The organism is Streptomyces sp. JJ66 (assembly GCF_019303495.1).
In the GTDB taxonomy this organism is placed as follows: Bacteria; Actinomycetota; Actinomycetes; order Streptomycetales; family Streptomycetaceae; genus Streptomyces.
Genome location: NZ_JAEVFI010000016.1, coordinates 18,706 through 36,314, shown reverse-complemented (window position 1 = coordinate 36,314; position 17,609 = coordinate 18,706). Strand labels below are relative to the sequence as shown.

Genomic DNA, 17,609 nt, shown 5'->3' with positions numbered 1-17,609 from the left:
GCTCCGCGCGCCCGGCACGTGCGACGGCGCCGGATGCCGGGCGAGGTGCGCGCGGGACGCCGTCGTCTCCCGGCCCGGGCGTGACCTGGCGACGGCGCGGGCGGCTAGTACTCCGTGAGCAGGTCCCGCAGAAACGTCACCGAGCGGTCGTGCGTGTCGGCGGCGGCGCTCAGCCGGTCCATGACGACCATGTACGTCTCCACCTCGGCGCGCTTGTCCAGGTACAGCGCGGAGGTGAGCTGTTCGAGGTAGACGATGTCGGGCAGGTCCGGCTCGTTGAACCGCAGCAGCGTGACCGGACCGCCGGCCGCGGCGAGTCCGCCGATGCGAAACGGCGCCACCTGGAGGGTGACGTTGGCCCGCTCGCCGATCTCCAGCAGGTGCGTGATCTGCGCCCGCATCACCTCGGGCCCGCCCAGCGGACGCCGCAGGGCCGCCTCGTCGATGACGGCCCACAGGCGCGGCCCGTGCTGCTGGGTCAGCAGCTCCTGGCGCCGCATGCGCAGCCTGACGCGGCGTTCGATCTCCTCCTGCGAGGCGCGGGCGTGGCCGAGCCTGGCCACCTCCCGCGCGTAGTCGGCCGTCTGGAGCAGGCCGGGCACGAACTGCACCTCGTAGGTGCGGATCACCGACGCCGCCTCTTCCAGGCCGAGCAGCGTCTCGAACCAGGTGGGGAGCACGTCGCTGTACTGGTGCCACCAGCCGGGGCTGTTGGCGTGCCGGGCGAGGGTGAGGAACTCCTCGCGCTGGAGCGGGTCGCGCACGCCGTAGAGGGTCAGCAGGTCGGCGACGTCCCGCTCCTTGTAGCCGACGCGGCCCAGCTCCAGGCGGCTGATCTTGGCGTGCGAGCCGCGGATGGCCTCACCGGCCGCCTCGCGGGTGATGCCGCTGGCCTCGCGCAGCCGCCGCAGGTGGGTGCCGAGCACGATGCGCAGCACCGTGGGGCCGCCGCGCGGCTGGGCGAGGAGACGCCGTACCGGGGAGTCCTGCTCGGGCTGGGCTGACATCGGGCCTGCTCCTGACGGCTCGTCGGTCGGCGGGTGCGCCGGGTCTGCGGTCGGCGGGTGCGCCGGGCGGGGTCCGGCGTGCTCCGACCCGTGCGGGGTGGCCCATGCGGGCCGCATATGCGTTCGGTAAGGGACGGCGGCTCAGTGTCCCATTACGCCGGACCGTCTGTACAGCGGGCGCTCAGGGTTACCATCCGGTCACCAGGTCGTCGAAGTCGCCGTCCTTGGCGCCCCGGATGAACGCCGCGATCTCGGCGTCGGTGTAGATCAGCGCGGGCCCGGAGGGGAAGCGGGAGTTGCGCACCGCCACGCCGCCGCTGGGCAGCTCGGCCAGCTCGACGCAGTTGCCGCTGGGGTTGCTGCGGTGGCTCTTGCGCCACCGCACTCCGTGCAGCGCGCTCGCGGGGAGACCGTTGCCATAATCTCCGTCCGGGCTGCCGGACGCGTCGAACCGGTCGGCCCCCCGGGGGTGCGACGCGGTCGTCCAACCTGCCTTACCTGCCATTTCTGCCTCTTCTGTCACGTCAGCACCGGTGTGATCACTGGCGAAAATAGTGCCTCACAAGCCCCCGTACTTACAGCTGTACTTGCATCCGCACTTGCAGCCGTAAGTACAGATGCCACAGGATGGGTTGCGCAAGGGTGTTCCCAGCGACGTGACCGCCACCCACCGCCACCCAATGAACGGCTGCGGGGTTTCGACGATGAACCATCCGGCGAGGTGGGCGAGCTTTCCTCCCCCCGACCCCACCGGTCTCACCCTCAGCCCCTCCCCTGCCCCCTTCTCCGCCATGGAGCCAGCCGACAGCGCCAGCGGTGCTGTCAGCGCAGACAGCGCTGACAGCACGGCCTTCGCGGCGTGGACGCTCGAATGCGGCCCCCGCTCGCCCGGCACGGCCCGTGGCTACGCGCGCACGGCGCTGCGCGGCTGGGGCCTGGAGGAGCTGACCGACGACATCTCCGTCTCGGTGTCGGAGATGGTCACCAACGCCCTGTGTCACAGCATGCAGCCCTGGGTCCCGCCCAGCACCCAGCCCGTCATGCTGAGCATGCTGCGCCAGGGCCACACCGTGCTGTGCGCGGTCATCGACCCCGGCTGCTCCGCCCCCGCCGTGCGCGACGCCGACGAGCTCGCCGAGAGCGGACGCGGACTGGAGATCGTCGACTACCTCGCCGACGCCTGGGGCTGGACGACACCGGGGCCGAACGGCAAGGCGGTCTGGGCCCGCTTCACCACCCCCGAGGCCGACGACTGCGACGAGGCCGCCGGACTCGTCCCGCCGCCCGAGGGGCTGTGCGCGGCCGACGCCCACGACGGCGCGGAGTGGGACGCGCTGACCCGGCTGCTGATGCTCGTCGAGATCCTCGGCGGGACCCGGCCGCCGTGGCTCGCCGGGGTCGGTCTGCGGCCCGCCGACGGACGCTCCCAGCTGTAACGCGGCCCCACCGGCCAGCTGGCGCCAGCCTGGCGGAATCTGCCCGGCGGGGCCGTGGCCCCGCCCGGAATGAAATGCGGGCCCGGCGGTGTTGGGCTGTTCTGGCGGGTAGGAATAGCGCGCGGAAGGGGCGGGCCTTTCAGTGAGTACGGGGAGCGGTACGGAGGCGGACGCGGGCCACGGGCCCGGATGGGCCAGGCGGCTGGCGGCGCACTGCTGGCGCTACCGCCGCAACGTGCTGCTCGCCCTGGGCGCCTCGCTCGCCGGGATGGGCGTGCTGGCCCTCGTCCCGCTGATCACCAAGGCCGTGATTGACGACATCACCGCGGGCGACACCGGCAGCATGCCGCTGTGGATCAGCCTGCTGATCGCCTCCGCCGTGGTCGTCTACGGCCTCACCTACCTGCGGCGCTACTACGGCGGGCGGCTCGCGCTGGACGTCCAGCACGACCTGCGGACCGACATGTACGGCGCCATCGTGCGGCTGGACGGCCGCAGCCAGGACGAGCTGTCCACCGGCCAGGTCGTCGGCCGTGGCACCAGCGACCTCCAGCTCGTACAGAGCCTGCTGTTCATGGTCCCGATGATGATCGGCAACGTGCTGCTGTTCCTCACGGCGCTCGTCGTCATGGTGATCCTCTCGCCGCTGCTGACCCTCGTCTCGCTGGCCGTCTTCCCGCTGCTGTGGTGGATCGCCAACCTCAGCCGCACCCGGCTGTTTCCGGCCACCTGGTACGCCCAGCAGCAGGCCGGGGCCGTGGCCTCCGTGGTGGACGGCGCGATCACCGGCGTCCGCGTGGTGAAGGGCTTCGGGCAGGAACGGCAGGAACAGAGCAAGCTGCGGGAGGTCAGCCGGGTCCTGTTCGCCGCCCGGCTGCGCACGGTCAAGCTGAACGCGCGGTACACGCCCGCACTCCAGGCGATCCCGTCGTTCGGCCAGGTCGCCATGCTGGCGCTCGGCGGCTGGATGGCGGTGAACGGGCAGATCACACTGGGCACGTTCGTCGCGTTCTCCACCTACCTCGCGCAGCTGGTCGGCCCGGTGCGCATGCTGGCCGCGATGCTGACGATCGGGCAGCAGGCGCGGGCGGGCGTCGAGCGCGTCTACGAGCTGATCGACGCCGAGCCGCAGATGGCCGAGCGGCCCGGCGCGCACGAGCTGCCCGCCGACGCGCCCGCCTCCGTCGAGTTCGACGACGTCACCTTCGGCTACGACCCCGAGCACCCCGTGCTCGACGGCGTCAGCCTGACCATCAGCCCGGGCGAGACCCTGGCCGTCGTCGGCACCAGCGGCAGCGGCAAGTCCACGGTGTCGATGCTGCTGCCGCGCTACTACGACGTGACCGGCGGCGCCGTCCGCGTCGGCGGCCACGACGTGCGGGACCTGACCCTGGCCTCGCTGCGCTCCGCGATCGGCCTGGTACCGGAGAACAGCTTCCTGTTCTCCTCCTCCGTCCGCGAGAACATCGCCTTCGGCGCCCCCGACGCCACCGACGCACAGGTCCGCGCCGCCGCCCGCGCCGCCCAGGCCGACGGCTTCATCACCGAGCTGGCCGACGGCTACGACACCGTCGTCGGCGAGCAGGGGCTCACGCTCTCCGGCGGCCAGCGCCAGCGCATCGCCCTGGCCCGGGCCATCCTCACCGACCCGCGCCTGCTGATCCTGGACGACGCCACCTCCGCGGTGGACGCCCGCATCGAGCACGAGATCCACGAGGCGCTGCGCGGCGTCATGCACGGCCGCACCACGCTGCTCATCGCCCACCGCCAGTCCACGCTCGCCCTCGCCGACCGCATCGCCGTGCTCGACGGCGGTCGCCTGGTGGACGCGGCCACCCACGAGGAGCTGACTCAGCGCTGCCCCCTCTACCGCCGCCTGCTCACCGACCCGGACGAGCTGGGCGACATCGCCCGGGACCCGGCCGGCCAGGCCGCCCACGACCGGCACCGCGTCGTGGATGGCGTCACCCCCGCCCTGTGGGTGCGCAAGGACAGCGAGGCGGGCGACGTCGAGGGCGCGGGCACCCAGGCCACGGCCGCCGCGCAGTCCGGGCGCCCCGGCAGCTGGGGCGCCGAACTGGCCGCCACCCCCGGCACGCCCGAGCTGCGGGCCCGCGTCGCCGCGCTGCCGCCCGCCACCGACGTCCCACAGGTGGACGAGGAGCAGGCCGAGCGGCCCGAGCCCGAGCACCAGGGCGAGCGTTCCTACCGGTTGCGGCGCCTGCTGCGCGGGTTCGGGCGCCCCCTGGCCGTCGCGCTCGGCTTCCTGGCCCTGGACGCGGTGGCCATGCTCGCGCTGCCCATCCTCATCCGGCACGGGATCGACGAGGGCGTGGGGCGGCAGGCGCTGGGCGCGGTGTGGGCCGCCGCCACGCTCGCGCTCGCCGTCGTCCTGGCCCAGTGGGGCGCGCAAATCCTCGCCATCCGGCTGACCGGCCGCACCGGCGAGCGCGTCCTGTACGCCCTGCGGGTGAAGATCTTCGCCCAGCTCCAGCGCCTCGGCCTGGACTACTACGAGCGGCACCTCACCGGCGCCGTCATGACGCGGATGACGACCGACGTGGACGCGCTGTCCACGTTCCTCCAGACGGGCCTGGTCACCGCCGTCGTCTCGCTGCTGACGTTCCTCGGCATCCTGGTCGCGCTGCTGGTGCTCGACCTCCAGCTCGCCCTCGTCGTCTTCGCCACCCTGCCGCTGCTGGCGATCGGCACGGTGTTCTTCCGGAGGCAGAGCGTCAAGGCGTACGAGCTGGCGCGCGAGCGGGTCAGCGTCGTCAACGCCGACCTCCAGGAGTCGGTGGCCGGGCTGCGCATGGTGCAGGCGTTCCGTCGCGAGGAGCGCGGCGCCGACCGCTTCGCCGAGCGCAGCGACGGCTACCGCAGGGCCCGGGTGCGCGGCCAGTGGCTGGTGTCGGTGTACTTCCCGTTCGTACAGCTGCTCGCCGCGCTGGCCACAGCCGGAGTGCTGGTGGTCGGCGCCGACCGGGTGGCCGCGGGCACCCTGACGGCCGGAGCTCTGGTGGCCTACCTGCTCTACATCGAGCTGTTCTTCGCGCCGGTGCAGCAGCTGTCCCAGGTGTTCGACGGCTATCAGCAGGCCGTCGTCTCCCTCGGCCGCGTCCAGGAGTTGCTGCGTGAGCAGACGACCACACCGCCGCCCGCCACACCGCGCACCCTTCAGCGTCCGCGCGGGGAGATCACCTTCCGGGACGTGCGGTTCCACTACCGCGCGGCCGACGGCGCGGAGCTGGCCGAAGCCGCGCTGGAGGGCGTGGACCTGACGATCCCGGCCGGACAGACTGTCGCGTTCGTCGGCGAGACGGGCGCGGGCAAGTCCACCCTGGTCAAGCTCGTCGCCCGGTTCTACGACCCGACCTCCGGCGCGGTGGAGATCGACGGCGTGGACGTGCGGGAGTACGACCTGGCGGAGTACCGCGGCCACCTGGGCGTCGTGCCGCAAGAGCCGTACCTCTTCCCCGGCACCGTGCGCGACGCCATCGCCTACGGGCGGGCCGACGCGACCGACGCCGAGGTGGAGGCCGCCGCCCGCGCGGTGGGCGCGCACGACATGGTGGCCGCCTTGCCCGGCGGCTACCTGCACCCCGTCGGCGAACGCGGCCGCAACCTGTCGGCCGGTCAGCGCCAGCTCATAGCCCTGGCCCGGGCGGAGCTGGTGGACCCGGCAGTGCTGCTGCTGGACGAGGCGACGGCCGCGCTCGACCTGGCCACGGAGTCACTGGTCAACCAGGCGACGGACGCGCTGGCCGGACGCCGCACCACCCTGGTCGTCGCCCACCGCCTGACCACGGCGGCGCGCGCGGACCGCGTGCTGGTCCTCGACCAGGGACGCGTGGTGGAGGACGGCACCCACGCGGAACTGCTCGCGGCCGACGGCCCCTACGCGGCCCTGTGGCACACCTACTCCGGCACCCCGGCCCCGGCGTAACCGGCGTCAAGACAGATCGACGGGGCGCTGAGGGGAAGGCCCGCGCACCCCTGCCACACGGCCAGCCACACGCGCGACGCCGATTGCCGGGTGGCGACGCGTGAACCACGGTGAGCACCGCTTGCGGCGCGGGCGGCCCGCCGAAGTAGCCCGCGCGTCTGGCAGCTACGCGCGCCCAGGCGACGGCCCCGGCGATCCGCTGACCGCCGGGGCCGTCGCGCGCTCGTGTCCTCAGGCGCTGAGCCGCCCGCCCTTCACCGCGCCGACGAAGGAGGCCCAGCCGTCTGCCGGGAAGGCGAGGGCGGGGCCGTGTGGCTCCTTGCTGTCACGCACCGGTACGACGGCGCTGAAGTCGTCGGAGACCTCGACGCACGCGCCACCGTCTTGGTTGCTGTAGCTGCTCTTACGCCAGTGGGCGGCAGTCAAGTCGATGGATCGCACGGTACTTCCTCCATGGTCCGCAGGATGAACTTCTGGGACTCGGCTGGCGTGAGAGCCAAGTCACGCACCGCATCGTACGCTTGCTGGAGGCGGCACACCGGTGCTGCTTCCTCGATCAACTCACCCCTGTAGCCGTTCTCGGTGTAGACCACCGTGCGTCTGTCTGGCATGAGCAGGAACCAGACGTCGTGTCCCAGCAGTCCGTGCAAGCCAGCACTGTCCCGCAGCACGTGAACGGTGACGTAGGGCCGTTCTGCCATTGCCGCTAGGTGCTCCAGCTGTATGCGCCACTCGGCCGCGTCGCTCATCGGCGTCCGCAAGACCGACTCAGAGAGAACTGTTCGAAACGGTGAGGGGTTCTCGCCCTCCAGTAGTGCTTGCCGACCCATGCGCGCATCAACCTGCTGATCCAGGTCGCGTCCCTTGAGCCGCCAGCGGTCAGCACCTCCCGGGCGTAGCCCGGGGTCTGCAACAGCCCCGGCAGGACGCTCACGGCGAAGTGCCACAGACTGACCGCCGTCCCCTCCAAGTCCATGTACCGGCGGTACTGCTCGCGGAACTGGGTCTTGTCACCGGCGGCCAGCTCCCACAGGGCCAGCAGCAGTCCAGGTGTGCCGTAGAACTTGTCCAGGGCTTCGGCGACTTCGGGGCTGCCGATCGTCTCGCCTTTCTCCATCTTGCCGAACAGCGACCAGTCCCACCCCAGTCGTTCGCCGAGTTGGCGGAGACTGATGCCTCGTTGTACCCGCAGCCTGCGCAGTTCCTCGGCGAACCGCTGGCGCGGCTGCTGGCTCCGATTCGTGATGACTCGACGCTGCGGCATGCGGCGCTCCTTCCGTGGTGGCGGCGGTTCTGCCCGAGGGCAGGCGGCACATGACCGCGCCGAGTGACACCCCGTCAGTCTCTCTCGGGCTCTCTTCTCGTAGTACCGGCACTACTCAGCGTATTCCCGGCGATCGGGTCACCGCAGGCGAACCAGCAAGTAACGCGACACCGGCAGCGAAGGGGAACTGAGGGTTCCGGGGTGAGATCAAGCCAATCTCGGAGCCTTCCCGCCACGGGTGCTCCCGCTCAACATTTGCCCGAAGGCAAGGGAGCGGTGGGCGCGAAGGTGTGGCAGAGGTTGGCGAGAAATGGCGGGTGTGGCCGCCGTGTTGTGGGGAACAGGAGTGCGACTACTGCAACGCGTGTGTCAGGGTGCGCCTGCTGTGGCGGCCACTGGGGCCGCCCGGGGGTCTTCCTGGGGGGAAGATTTTGTCTACGCGTGCTTCGGGCATGCCGTCTCGGCGTGCCCGCACATCCGTCAGATCCGCCGTGGTCGCCGTGGTCGCGGCGCTGGCCACCACCGCCAGCGTGGTTCCTGCGGCCGCCGCGCCGGACCCGGACCCGCGTCCGACTCCCGAGTCGATATGGGGCAATGGCGGGGAAGTCAAGGTGCCGCCGGTGAAGGTGGGCACGACCAAGCCACCCAAGTCGGCCGGGGAACAAGCCCCGTCGCAAGAGGTCTCACAGTGGCGCGAGGCCGAGGAGCGCCGGGCCACCGAGGGCAAGGGCGGCAAGAAGCCCAAGGGGCTCAGGGCCGCCCCGAGCGCCGAGTCCGCCGCTACCACCGCCACCTCTGCCCACGTGCCCGAGGGCCAGGGGGACGTGCCCTGGCACGAGATCACCGATATCCGGGTCACCGATTCCCTGGTGGCGCGGATCAACTACTCCACCGGCAACCTGATGCTGGCCGCCACTGACTTCGACGTCGCCGGTGTCGGGCAGAACCTGCGCCTGGCGCGCACCTACAACTCCCTCGACGCCCCGTGGGGCAAGGTCTCCCAGCGGTGGTGGCAGGAGTACGAGCGTTACCTGCTGGTGCAGCAGGACGCCGTGGTCTTCTACGACGAGACCGGCGCGTCCGTACGGTTCGCGAAGGACGGCGACTCCTTCACCACGCCGGACGGCTCCAGCAAGGACCTGACCCGCGACGACGACGGCTCCTACACCCTCACCGACCGCAAGTCGGGCATGAAGGACCACTTCAGCACCCACGGCACCCTGACGAGCGTGGAAGACCGCAACGGCGGCCGGATCACCGTCGATCAGCACGACGAAGGTGCCGAGCACAAGGGCTTCAAACTCACGGAGGAACGCTCGGGCCGCTGGGTTGACCTGGTGAAGACGCACGGCAACCAGTGGCAGGCCAAGGACCACACCGGCCGCACCGCCGTCTTCAACCTCAACCAGGCCGGAGACCTCGCGGAGACGATCGACACCGAAGGCAAGAAGACGACCTTCGATTACGACAGCGACCGCCGCCTGACGAAGATCACCACTCCCGAAGGCCGCGTCACCGTCTTCACCTACGACGCCCACAACCGCGTCACCTCCATGCTCCGCGCCACCGAGTTCGACGGCTCCGGCCACACCGGCCCCACCTACCGCTACGCGTACACCGCAGCCTCACCCGGCGACGCGGGTACCACCACGGCCACCGACCCACTCGGCCACGCCACGAAGTACGAGCACAACGCGGACGGCGAGGTCGAGAAGGTCATAGACCCGCTGGGCCACGAGCGTTCGCGGTCCTACGACGCGCACAACGTCGTCACCGCCACCGACGCCATGGGTACTGGCAGCACCCCGGGCAACACCGCTGCCTACGGCTGGGACTCCCGCAACAACCCCACCTCCGCCCAGCTGCCCACCGGGGCCACGGCCGCGCTGACCGGCTACCAGACCATCGCGGGCACCGACCTCCCCGGCACCCTCACCTCCCCCGATGGTGAGAAGACCGACTACTCCTACGACGCCTCCGGCAACACCACCTCCGTCGCCGTCTCCGGCGCGGGCGGCGGCACGCGGGAGTTCACCTACAACGACGACACCCCGCACTGCGGCGGCTTCGAAGGCCAGCGCTGCTCCGCCAAGGACGCGGGCGGCAAGGTGACGAAGTTCGAGTACGACAGCAAAGGCAACCTCAAGAAGGTCACCCCGCCCACGCCGATGGGCACCACCACCTACACCTACGACCGCAAGGGCCGCCCCGCCACGGTGGTGGACGGACGCGGCGTCCAGACGGTGTACAGCTACGACGAACGGGACCGCGTCACCCAGGTCTCCGCCAACTACACCACGGTCAAGTACACCTACGACGGCGACGGCAACCTCACCTCGCGTACCGACGACACCGGGGTGATGAACTACGCCTACGACCCGCTGTCCCGCGAGACCGTGCGCAGCACTCGGTACGGTGGCACCCAAACGGTGCTCACCTACACCGCCGACGGCAACGTGGACACCTACACCGACCCCGGCGGCACCACCGACTACCACTGGGACGCGGCCAATCGCCTGGAATGGCTGAAGGACCCCGAGGACCGCAAAACCACCTACGCGTACGACAACAACGACGCCCGCACGGAAACGACCTACCCCGGCGGCACCACCCAGACCGTGACGCTGGACGAATCCAGCCGCCCCACGCGCATCAAGGCCACCTCACCCGAGGGCACCCTCACCGAGCTGTCCTACGACTACTCCTACACTGCGGGCGGTGAGGCGGCAGACGGCACCAAGATCCGCACCAAGACCGACCACACCACCGACACCACGACCACCTACACCTACAACGAGGCCGGACGCCTGGCCCGCGCCTCGGAGTCCGGCGACGGCGCCACCTGGCAATACTGCTGGAACCCGGCGGGCAACCTCACCTCCCAGGGCACCACGTCCGGCTGCCCAGCAGCTACCACTTACACCTACAACGACGCCTCCCAGCTGACCGCCAAGAACGACGACACCACCGGCTGGTCCTACGACGAAACCGGCAACGAGCTGGCTGCGGCCCCCACCCCCGAGACAGCCCGCACCGACACCACGTGGTCGCACTACTCCCAGATGACCTCCGTCACCGTGGACGGCACCACCTACGACGCCGAGTACGCCTCCACCGACCAGAGCGAACGCCGCCGCTTCGGCGACACCTGGCTCTTCAACGGCCCCGTAGGCGTCACCCGCCAAGCCACGGTCTCCGGCCCGGAGGTCAATGAGACAGGGTTCATCCGCGAACCCGGGGGCACGCTCAACTCCATGACGTCCGAAGGTAAGGCGTACTACTACCTCACCGACGCCCTCGGCTCCGTCATCGCCATGACCGACGAGACCGGCGCGAAGGCCAACACCTACGCCTACACCCCCACCGGCACCCTCCGCACTGACAAAACCACCCAGGAGGCCCCCCAGCCCTACCGGTTCGCCGCCGGCTACCAGGACCCGACCGGCCTCTACCACCTCAACGCCCGCTTCTACGACCCCACCCTGGGCCGCTTCACCCAGCCCGACCCCAGCGGCCAGGAAGTCAACCCCTACCTCTACGCCGAAGGCGACCCCACCAACCGCATCGACCAAAGCGGCCTGTTGAGCAAGGGAGGCATCTCCGACGCCTTGGGCAAGGTAGGGGACGTTGTCAATGTGGTAGAGATCGGACAGAAAATAGCTGAAGGAGACTGGACCGGTGCTGCCCGGGAGTCTGCTTCTCTTGCAGCGGGAGTCGTGGTCGGCTCCATATGTACTGCCTCAGTGGGCGCATCCAGTGGGTTTCTGGCTACGGCTGGCTGCTTTGCCGCTGGAGCAAACACCGGAGCCGCAGTTGAGTCTTGGCTTTCGCCGTGATTCAACAGGTCTAGCAATTTAGACGTGTGCGGAACAGCCGGAAGGCTGTTCCGCACACGGGAAGGATTTAACGGATGGCGCCTGAATGGACTGCGACAAGGCCGTGGTTGACATTTTTCGCAGCGCTGATTTTCATGGTGGTGCTTATCACGGGCTTGCAGATGGCTTTTGGGGCACCTTTCCTCGACTCCCTGGGGAAGGCGTCAGGTCTTCTTGTCGGCCCCGCGCTGGGAATCGCCTTTGTCCGGAAACGTCAAATCGACCGGGCATCTGAAGAGTTTGGCGACCGTGGATGATGTGCAACTCCTCCTATAAGGAGGAGAAGTTGCCTCTCCCGTCGTACTGCTGTGATATTTCTCTGCGATGCAGGCGGCACTGAAAGTTCTCCGGCCACACCTGGACGGCACTCGCCGGGGAGTCGCCCCGTGACCGACGCGGCAAAGGGCGTTCTGAGCAGGTACCGGAGGCCCCGGGGCGGGTAGCCGTTCCTGGGTTACGGCTCTGGGTGGAGGGGGCCGGTGACTAGTTTGGCGAGGTAGGTGTCAACGGTTTGGAGGGGGCCGTCCGGGAGGGCTGTTTCGCCGTCCCACCAGCAGGTGGCGGCGATTTCCTCGGTCGGGGTGAACGCCTGCGGACGTTCGGTGCGGCCGGTGAACACCGCGCCGCGCAGGATGCGTTGCTGCGGGCCGATGGCGGTCGTCGCGTACCCGGCCAGGGTGAGGGCGTCGGAGCGCACGTGCTGGCCGGTTTCTTCCAGTAGTTCGCGCACGGCTGCCGCGCGGGGTGTCTCGCCCGGGTCGATCTTGCCGCCCGGCAGCTCCCAGCATCCCCGCCGCCGTACCCGTACCAGCAACAGGCGCTCACGGTGCCGCAGGGCGATGAGGACGTATGCCGTGTCGGCCGCGCCGGTCGCCTCGGTGTGCTCCCGCGCGGTGCGTTCGAAGCCGAGCAGCGCCATCTGTAGGGGGCCGGTGGCCAATGCCTTGCCCATGCTTTGACCTTACGCGGTCACCGGTCTGTTCCGGGGGTCGGTGCCTGAGCTGGAGGGTGCCCCTGCGCCGACTCCGGGGTGCCGCAGCGGGCGCCGACACCGGATGCGGCAGCGTGTGGTGACGCTGGGTGGGGTGCTGCGTGCGTTGAGGTGGGCGTGGGGTGGCGTCACCCGTCGGCAGGGTGGTGTGCATGGCACGGGGCGGAGGTGTGAGGGCCGGCTCACAGGTGGCTGGAAGTGGGGGTCCGCAGGGGATGGTGTGGGGGGTGGGGAGTGGATAGGTTGCGCGGCGACCTGTGTTATTGGGGAATCCTGAGGAGTCGCACATGCGCGCAGTGCTCAGATGGGTGCTGGCCTTTGTCGTGCTGATCGGTACGGCGGTGGCTGGTACGGCGTCGGGAGGGGTCGCCACCGCGGCCGAGTCCGGCAGTGCCGAGCCCGACAGGGCCGAGTCCGGTATCAAGGACCGGCTGCTGGCCATCGACGGGATGGAGCTGGTGGCGGAGAAGCCGGTGGACGGGTACCGGTTCTTCGTCCTCACCTACGAGCAGCCCGTCGATCACCGGCGGCCGTGGCGGGGGACGTTCGAGCAGCGCATATCGGTGCTGCACAAGTCGGTTGACCGCCCGACGGTGTTCTACACCTCCGGGTACGGGCTGAACCCCAACCCCTCGCGGAGCGAGCCGACGCGGATCGCGGACGCCAACCAGGTGTCCATGGAGTACCGGTTCTTCACCCCGTCGCGGCCCGAGCCCGCCGACTGGTCGAAGCTGGACATCTGGCAGGCCGCCAGCGATCAGCACCGCATTCACGCCGCGCTGGACGGCATCTACGACCAGAACTGGATCTCCACCGGCGGCAGCAAGGGCGGCATGACGGCCACCTACTACCGCCGGTTCTACCCCCGCGACATGGACGGCACCGTCGCCTACGTCGCGCCGAACAACACCAACATCTACAACGACCGTGCCTACGACCGGTTCTTCGCCACCGTCTCCACGCGGGAGTGCCGCGACCGGCTGGAGGGCGTGCAGCGGCAGGCCCTGCGGCAGCGCGGTGAACTCGTCGCGCGGTATGAGGAGATGGCCCAGAAGGAGGGGTACAGCTTCGAGCTGTACGGTTCGGCGGACCGGGCCTTCGAGGTGGTCGTGCTGGACCTGGTGTGGGCGTTCTTCCAGTACCAGGACGAGGCCGACTGCGGGCAGGCACCGGGTGCCAACGCCTCGGTGGACGAGCTGTACACCTACCTGGACCAGGTATCCGGGTTCGCCTTCTACACCGACCAGGGCATGACCCCGTACACGCCGTACTACTACCAGGCGGCTACCGAGCTGGGCTTCCCGACCGTGCGCACCCCGCACCTGCGGGGCCTGCTGCGCTACCCGGACGTCAACCACCCGCGCAACGCCGTCCCGGACGAGATCGACCTCCCGTATTTCGACTGGTACGCGATGCGGGACATCGACCGCTGGGTGCGCGGCCGTTCCTCCCAGATGCTGTTCGTCAACGGCGAGAACGACCCGTGGGGCGCCGAGCCGTTCCGCGTCGGGCGGCACACTGACGACACCCACGTGTTCGTCGCGCCCGGCGCCAACCACGGAGCGAACATCGCCCAGTTGCGGGACGCCGACCGGGTGACAGCCACCGAGGCCGTGCTGCGCTGGGCCGATGTCGCCGACGAGCGGCCCGCGAGCGGGCGGGCGGCGGCGTCCTCGGCCGCCGGGCTGCCGCAGGCGCTCGCCCCGTATGACGCGTCCCTGGACCGGCCCATGGTCGAGCGGACACCGACGCGGCTGCCGTGAGGCGCGGCACCCCGCGCTGAACACGGCGTTCCCGGCCCGGGACGGGCGGCCCCGGCGCACCTGTCGCACCGGGGCCGCTCGCCTCGCGGCCAGCCCGAACACCCACCGGTCCCAGCCCAGCCAGCCCGAGCGCTGGACGTGCCAGCGCCAGCCAGCCAGCGCCAGTCAAGCGGCGCCCGTCCAGGCGCGGGAGGCGTCACGCCAGGTCGGCCGCCGACGGGAAGCTGGACTGCGCGCCGGGCCGGGTGACGGCCAGCGCGCCGACGCGTACCGCCAGGCGGGCGGCGTCGGCCAGCGTGTCGCCGCGCGCCAGCCGCCAGGCCAGGGCGCCGGTGAAGGCGTCCCCGGCGCCGGTGGAGTCCACGGCCGTCACCGCAGGCGCGGGGACGTGCACCGTGCCGTGGGCGGAGGCGGTCAGCGCGCCCTGTGCGCCGAGAGTGACGACCACGCTGCGCGGTCCCCTCCGACGGAGCGCGGTGGCCCACTCGGCGGCGTCCTCGCCCGCGTCGGCGCCGAGCAGCAGCCGGGCCTCGTGCTCGTTGACCACCAGCGGGTCGCAGGCTGCCAGCACCTCGGGCGGCAGCGCGGCGGGCGGCGAGGGGTTGAGCACCACGCGCGTCCCCGCGTCGGCCGCGAGCCGTACGGTTTCGGCCACCGTCTCCAGTGGCACCTCCAGTTGCAGCGAGACCACCGACGCCGCCGCGAGCACCGGCCGCGCGGCGGCGGCGTCGGCGGGCGTCAGCCGGGCGTTGGCGCCGGGGGAGACGACGATGGTGTTGGCGCCGTCCGCGCCCACGGCGATGAGCGCGACGCCGGTGGGCGAGCCGCCGCCGGTGAGCACCCGGCCGGTGTGCACGCCCGCGTCCCGCAGGGACGCGGTGAGCAGCCGCCCGTACGCGTCGTCCCCGACCCGGGCCAGCAGACCCGTCGCCGCGCCCAGCCGGGCGGCGGCGACAGCCTGGTTGGCGCCCTTGCCGCCGGGGTGGACGGCCAGGTCCGAGCCGAGCACCGTCTCGCCGGGGGCGGGGTGGCGCTCGACGGTGGTCACCAGGTCGGCGTTGGCGGAACCGACCACCAGGACGTCCAGGTGGGGCGGGCCGGATACCCCGGCCGTGGCGTCCGGCCCGGCCGTGGCGTCCGGCCCGGCCGTGGCGTCCGGCCCGGCCGGGGTATCCGGCGTGGGCGAGGCGTCCGGGGTGTGGGGTGCGGTGGCGGGTGTCATCTCAGAGGAAGGTTTTCACATTCTCCTCGGTGACGACCTTCACCGGCACCTTGATCTCGGTGTCCACCTCCTCGCTCCGCGCCACCCGCACGGCGTTGCGCACGGACATGCGGCCCAGCTCGTCGGGCTGCTGGGCGATGGTGGCGGCCATCGTGCCCTGCTGCACGGCTTTCAGCCCGTCGGCCGTGCCGTCGAAGCCGATGACGGTCACCGAGCTGCCCGCCCGGTCGCCGAGTGCCTGGAGCGCGCCGAGCGCCATCTCGTCGTTCTCGGCGAAGACGCCGGTGACGTCGGGGTGCGCCTGGAGGAGGTTCGTCATGACGTCCAGGCCCTGGGTACGGTCGAAGTCGGCGGGCTGGGTGGCGACGACCTCGATGGCCGGGAATCGCGCGATGCCCTTCTCGAAGCCCTCGCCGCGCTCGCGCGAGGCCGAGGTGCCCGAGAGGCCGCGCAGGACGACGACCTTGCCCCGCTCGCCCAGCTCCTCCGCCAGCTGCTGGGCCGCCAGTTCGCCGCCCTGCACGTTGTCGGAGGCGACGGTGGTGGCGACCTTGGCGCCGTTGACCGCGCGGTCGGCGGCGACGACGGGCACACCGGCGTTGTCGGCGGCCTCCACCGAGGGCCGGGCGGCGTCGGAGTCAACCGGGTTGATCACCACGGTGTCCAGGTTCTGGCTGATGAAGTTCTGCACCTGGTTGGCCTGGGTGCTGGCGTCGTCCTGCGCGTCGGTGATCGTCAGCCTGACCTTGTTCGCCTCGGCCTCGTCCTCCGCGCCCTTCTTCAGCTCTACGAAGAACGGGTTGTTCAGCGTCGAGATCGACATGCCTATCTCGATCCCGTCCTCCCCTCCGGAGGCGGCGGTACCGGAGCCGCAGGCGGTGGCGGTCAGGGCGAGCAGGGCGGCGACGGTGGCCAGGGACGTTCTCTTTGTACGCATGTGCTGCATTCCTTGCAGTCGACGGGCGGGGTAAAGAGCGACGTGCGGGTCGGGAGCGGTCGGTGGTCGGGAACGATGCGGTCTGCGGTGTGGTGCGGTCGTCGGGAACGGTCGGTTGCCGATCGACCCTCGGCACGGACCGATCACGTACGGCGACGGAGTGTATCGAGAAGTGCGGCCAGTGCGATAACCCCCCCGATCACCACCTGCTGCCAAAAGGCCGAAACGTTCAGCAAGTTGAGCCCGTTGCGCAGTACGGCGAGGATCAGCGCGCCGATCAGCGTGCCCGACGCGCGGCCCACACCGCCAGACAGGCTCGCGCCGCCGATGACGCAGGCGGCGATGGCGTCCAGCTCGTAGCCGAAGGCCGCCTGCGGCTGCGCGGATACCAGGCGGGAGGCCAGCACGACGCCCGCGACGGCCGCGAACACCCCGGACAGCCCATAGATCACCAGCTTCTGCCGCGCGACCCGGATGCCGGACAGCCGCGCCGCCTCCTCGTTGCCGCCGATCGCGTACATCGCCCGGCCGCTGTAGGTCAGGTTCAGCACGAGTGCGGCGAGGGCGGCCATCGCCAGCATCACCAGTACCGGCACGGGCAGCCAGTCGCCGAGGTTGCGGCCGAGGAAGCCCAGCGGGTCGGGGAAGTCGATGGGGCTGCCCTGGGAGATGACCAGGCCAAGGCCGCGCGCCACCGAGAGCATCGCCAGCGTCGCGATGAACGAGGGCAGCCTGCCGTACGCGACGAGCAGCCCGTTTACCAGGCCGCACACCAGGCCCGTCGCCAGCGCGCCCAGCACGGCCAGCCACACCGGTACCCCCTGCGCGGTCGCCGTCCAGGCCAGCACTGTCGCCGACAGCGCCGCCACCGAGCCGACCGACAGGTCGATCCCGGCCGCGACGATGACGAAGGTGACGCCGAACGCCAGGATCGCCACCACGGCCGCCTGCGCACCGACGTTCATCAGGTTGCGGGTGGTCAGGAAGTCCGGCGACAGCAGCGCCAGGACCGCCACGAGCGCCAGCAGCGCGCCGAGGGCGCCGTTGTCGTGGAACACCCGGCGCGCCCGTGCCGGAACCGTGCCGGGCGGCCCGTCGCCCGCTCCGGATGCCGCCGCGCTCTTGCCTCGTGTCTCGGTGGCCAAACCTCGCCGTCCTCTCGTCGTCC

Annotated in this window: 10 protein-coding genes and 2 pseudogenes; 5 read left to right on the top strand and 7 right to left on the bottom strand. The window is 70.8% G+C overall.

Annotated features, from left to right (window positions below):
* Window positions 1-104 precede the first annotated feature (104 nt).
* Both JJV70_RS13430 and JJV70_RS13425 read right to left on the bottom strand, forming a co-directional pair.
* Entirely contained in the window at window positions 105-1,007 is a 903-nt protein-coding gene (locus JJV70_RS13430; protein ID WP_219048118.1) for a helix-turn-helix transcriptional regulator, read from the bottom strand.
* Between the two features lie 187 nt (window positions 1,008-1,194).
* Window positions 1,195-1,401: a DUF397 domain-containing protein gene (locus JJV70_RS13425; protein WP_257573931.1), complete on the bottom strand. Its 207-nt coding sequence runs from the start codon at window positions 1,399-1,401 to the stop codon at window positions 1,195-1,197.
* Window positions 1,402-1,798: 397 nt separating this feature from the next.
* Between JJV70_RS13425 and JJV70_RS13420 the strand changes: the two genes are divergently transcribed.
* Window positions 1,799-2,443 carry an ATP-binding protein gene (locus JJV70_RS13420; protein ID WP_219048116.1) on the top strand — a complete coding sequence of 215 codons (645 nt, stop codon included), beginning with the start codon at window positions 1,799-1,801 and terminating at the stop codon, window positions 2,441-2,443.
* A gap of 142 nt (window positions 2,444-2,585) precedes the next feature.
* On the top strand, window positions 2,586-6,389 hold the full coding sequence (locus JJV70_RS13415; RefSeq protein WP_219048115.1) for an ABC transporter ATP-binding protein: 3,804 nt from the start codon (window positions 2,586-2,588) through the stop codon (window positions 6,387-6,389).
* A gap of 231 nt (window positions 6,390-6,620) precedes the next feature.
* On the opposite strand, the gene JJV70_RS13410 is transcribed toward JJV70_RS13415, so the two are convergent.
* The gene (locus JJV70_RS13410; RefSeq protein WP_219048114.1) at window positions 6,621-6,830 is read right to left on the bottom strand and encodes a DUF397 domain-containing protein; all 210 of its coding nucleotides are present in this window, start codon (window positions 6,828-6,830) and stop codon (window positions 6,621-6,623) included.
* Window positions 6,812-7,653: pseudogene (locus JJV70_RS13405) on the bottom strand (helix-turn-helix domain-containing protein). The gene JJV70_RS13410 and the pseudogene JJV70_RS13405 overlap by 19 nt, the downstream one beginning before the upstream one ends.
* A gap of 452 nt (window positions 7,654-8,105) precedes the next feature.
* On the opposite strand from JJV70_RS13405, the gene JJV70_RS13400 reads away from it, so the two are divergent.
* Window positions 8,106-11,489 (top strand): RHS repeat-associated core domain-containing protein, encoded by a 3,384-nt coding sequence (locus JJV70_RS13400; protein WP_219048113.1) that lies wholly within the window; start codon window positions 8,106-8,108, stop codon window positions 11,487-11,489.
* 74 nt (window positions 11,490-11,563) lie between these two features.
* Window positions 11,564-11,785 (top strand): hypothetical protein, encoded by a 222-nt coding sequence (locus JJV70_RS13395; RefSeq protein ID WP_219048112.1) that lies wholly within the window; start codon window positions 11,564-11,566, stop codon window positions 11,783-11,785.
* Window positions 11,786-11,982: 197 nt separating this feature from the next.
* On the opposite strand, the gene JJV70_RS13390 is transcribed toward JJV70_RS13395, so the two are convergent.
* Window positions 11,983-12,480 carry an NUDIX hydrolase gene (locus tag JJV70_RS13390; RefSeq protein WP_306823458.1) on the bottom strand — a complete coding sequence of 166 codons (498 nt, stop codon included), beginning with the start codon at window positions 12,478-12,480 and terminating at the stop codon, window positions 11,983-11,985.
* Between the two features lie 326 nt (window positions 12,481-12,806).
* On the opposite strand from JJV70_RS13390, the gene JJV70_RS13385 reads away from it, so the two are divergent.
* Window positions 12,807-14,282 carry a S28 family serine protease gene (locus JJV70_RS13385; RefSeq protein WP_219048111.1) on the top strand — a complete coding sequence of 492 codons (1,476 nt, stop codon included), beginning with the start codon at window positions 12,807-12,809 and terminating at the stop codon, window positions 14,280-14,282.
* A gap of 196 nt (window positions 14,283-14,478) precedes the next feature.
* On the opposite strand, the gene rbsK is transcribed toward JJV70_RS13385, so the two are convergent.
* Both rbsK and JJV70_RS23490 read right to left on the bottom strand, forming a co-directional pair.
* Window positions 14,479-15,504, bottom strand: coding sequence for a ribokinase (rbsK, locus tag JJV70_RS13380; RefSeq protein WP_219048110.1), 1,026 nt, complete (start codon window positions 15,502-15,504; stop codon window positions 14,479-14,481).
* A gap of 1 nt (window position 15,505) precedes the next feature.
* Window positions 15,506-17,586: pseudogene (locus tag JJV70_RS23490) on the bottom strand (substrate-binding domain-containing protein).
* Between the last annotated feature and the right edge of the window lie 23 nt (window positions 17,587-17,609).

Coding starts and splice junctions, on each gene's coding strand:
- JJV70_RS13430 (WP_219048118.1), bottom strand. CDS start 1,007: ATGTCAGCCCAGCCCGAGCAGGACTCCCCGGTACGGCGTCTCCTCGCC.
- JJV70_RS13420 (WP_219048116.1), top strand. CDS start 1,799: ATGGAGCCAGCCGACAGCGCCAGCGGTGCTGTCAGCGCAGACAGCGCT.
- JJV70_RS13400 (WP_219048113.1), top strand. CDS start 8,106: ATGCCGTCTCGGCGTGCCCGCACATCCGTCAGATCCGCCGTGGTCGCC.
- JJV70_RS13395 (WP_219048112.1), top strand. CDS start 11,564: ATGGCGCCTGAATGGACTGCGACAAGGCCGTGGTTGACATTTTTCGCA.
- JJV70_RS13390 (WP_306823458.1), bottom strand. CDS start 12,480: ATGGGCAAGGCATTGGCCACCGGCCCCCTACAGATGGCGCTGCTCGGC.
- JJV70_RS13385 (WP_219048111.1), top strand. CDS start 12,807: ATGCGCGCAGTGCTCAGATGGGTGCTGGCCTTTGTCGTGCTGATCGGT.
- rbsK (WP_219048110.1), bottom strand. CDS start 15,504: ATGACACCCGCCACCGCACCCCACACCCCGGACGCCTCGCCCACGCCG.